Source organism: Bradyrhizobium yuanmingense, from assembly GCF_029167105.1.
Lineage (GTDB): Bacteria > Pseudomonadota > Alphaproteobacteria > Rhizobiales > Xanthobacteraceae > Bradyrhizobium > Bradyrhizobium yuanmingense_A.
Genome location: NZ_JARFML010000034.1, coordinates 1 through 2,500, shown reverse-complemented (window position 1 = coordinate 2,500; position 2,500 = coordinate 1). Strand labels below are relative to the sequence as shown.

2 tRNA genes and 1 rRNA gene (1 of these 3 cut by a window edge) are annotated in these 2,500 nt (G+C 56.6%); all 3 read right to left on the bottom strand.

Annotation, left to right across the window (positions count from 1 at the left end):
* Positions 1-13 (bottom strand) — tRNA-Ala (locus P0R31_RS32020); it reaches 63 nt to the left of the window's first position.
* 109 nt (positions 14-122) lie between these two features.
* Positions 123-199 (bottom strand) — tRNA-Ile (locus P0R31_RS32015).
* 187 nt (positions 200-386) lie between these two features.
* Positions 387-1,875 (bottom strand): 16S ribosomal RNA (locus P0R31_RS32010).
* Positions 1,876-2,500: the final 625 nt, after the last annotated feature.

Below are 2,500 nucleotides of genomic sequence, written 5' to 3'. Positions count from 1 at the left end.
GAGCTATGGCCCCGTAACCAGAAGACGAATGCTCGTTTGATTAGCCCGCCTTCGCCAAGGCTACGGCGTGGCAGCCTTCGTTTCGAAGGGCTTGCCTAGCCGAAGCAGCGAAGCGCGAAGGCTGGTGGGCCTGGGAAGACTTGAACTTCCGACCTCACGCTTATCAAGCGCGCGCTCTAACCAACTGAGCTACAAGCCCCTAACGCCTATCCCGTCAGGGACCGTGGGATCCTGCCGTTGCAGGCCCAGCGCGTGTTCGTCCGCGAAGAAAGAGAAACGAAGACGGCGAAATCCCGCCAATGCAGCTCAACGATCTGGCGATCTGTTGGCCACTGATGTTTCTAAAACAGCTCGATAGAAGCAAGCTTCTGAAGAGCCATCCTTAGAAAGGAGGTGATCCAGCCGCAGGTTCCCCTACGGCTACCTTGTTACGACTTCACCCCAGTCGCTGACCCTACCGTGGCCGGCTGCCTCCCTTGCGGGTTAGCGCACCGTCTTCAGGTAAAACCAACTCCCATGGTGTGACGGGCGGTGTGTACAAGGCCCGGGAACGTATTCACCGTGGCGTGCTGATCCACGATTACTAGCGATTCCAACTTCATGGGCTCGAGTTGCAGAGCCCAATCCGAACTGAGACGGCTTTTTGAGATTTGCGAAGGGTCGCCCCTTAGCATCCCATTGTCACCGCCATTGTAGCACGTGTGTAGCCCAGCCCGTAAGGGCCATGAGGACTTGACGTCATCCCCACCTTCCTCGCGGCTTATCACCGGCAGTCTCCTTAGAGTGCTCAACTAAATGGTAGCAACTAAGGACGGGGGTTGCGCTCGTTGCGGGACTTAACCCAACATCTCACGACACGAGCTGACGACAGCCATGCAGCACCTGTGCTCCAGGCTCCGAAGAGAGGGTCACATCTCTGCGACCGGTCCTGGACATGTCAAGGGCTGGTAAGGTTCTGCGCGTTGCGTCGAATTAAACCACATGCTCCACCGCTTGTGCGGGCCCCCGTCAATTCCTTTGAGTTTTAATCTTGCGACCGTACTCCCCAGGCGGAATGCTTAAAGCGTTAGCTGCGCCACTAGTGAGTAAACCCACTAACGGCTGGCATTCATCGTTTACGGCGTGGACTACCAGGGTATCTAATCCTGTTTGCTCCCCACGCTTTCGTGCCTCAGCGTCAGTACCGGGCCAGTGAGCCGCCTTCGCCACTGGTGTTCTTGCGAATATCTACGAATTTCACCTCTACACTCGCAGTTCCACTCACCTCTCCCGGACTCAAGATCTTCAGTATCAAAGGCAGTTCTGGAGTTGAGCTCCAGGATTTCACCCCTGACTTAAAGACCCGCCTACGCACCCTTTACGCCCAGTGATTCCGAGCAACGCTAGCCCCCTTCGTATTACCGCGGCTGCTGGCACGAAGTTAGCCGGGGCTTATTCTTGCGGTACCGTCATTATCTTCCCGCACAAAAGAGCTTTACAACCCTAGGGCCTTCATCACTCACGCGGCATGGCTGGATCAGGGTTGCCCCCATTGTCCAATATTCCCCACTGCTGCCTCCCGTAGGAGTTTGGGCCGTGTCTCAGTCCCAATGTGGCTGATCATCCTCTCAGACCAGCTACTGATCGTCGCCTTGGTGAGCCATTACCTCACCAACTAGCTAATCAGACGCGGGCCGATCTTTCGGCGATAAATCTTTCCCCGTAAGGGCTTATCCGGTATTAGCACAAGTTTCCCTGTGTTGTTCCGAACCAAAAGGTACGTTCCCACGCGTTACTCACCCGTCTGCCGCTGACGTATTGCTACGCCCGCTCGACTTGCATGTGTTAAGCCTGCCGCCAGCGTTCGCTCTGAGCCAGGATCAAACTCTCAAGTTGGACTTGAACTTTGAACCGGCTGATCACAACGTTTGACGAGGTCCCACCATTATCGACCGAAGTCGATGTGCTGCCCGCGATTCACATCGCTGGCAACGATGGTGTTTCCTTTAAAACGTGTACCGCCGAAGTCTTTCGTCCGGTCTCGATCAGAAAAGCCGAAGCTTTTCGGAAGCGAGACCCGCAAGGACTCCGCCGTCCACGTTTCTCTTTCTTCATCTTCACTTGTCAAACAGCCCGAGACCGTGGAGGCCTCAACCTTCCTGAGAGGAAGGGTTCCGACACCCTTACCGACGATGGATGAACTCCAACCGACTGGTGTCGGCTGTTGTGTCACTCAACAAGGTGAGGAGCATCAGTGGCGCGTTCGCTCGCCTTGGTCAGTGACCCGGCGGCGCCGCGCTCAGTGGTTGGGGTTATAGGCCCCACCTTCCGGCCTGTCAACGCCAATCGTCAACAAATCGTCGCACAGTGGAGCGTCGACAAAACATCCGCGATTCCAGGCAGTTAGAAGGCCATCGGTCGCGTCGGACAAGCCCACCCGGCAAAAAATCTGAAAAAAAGTTTGCCCGCCGGCGGGCTCCGGAGGGCGCCCTGGAGCCCTCCTTGGCGACCTCCCCCGGGC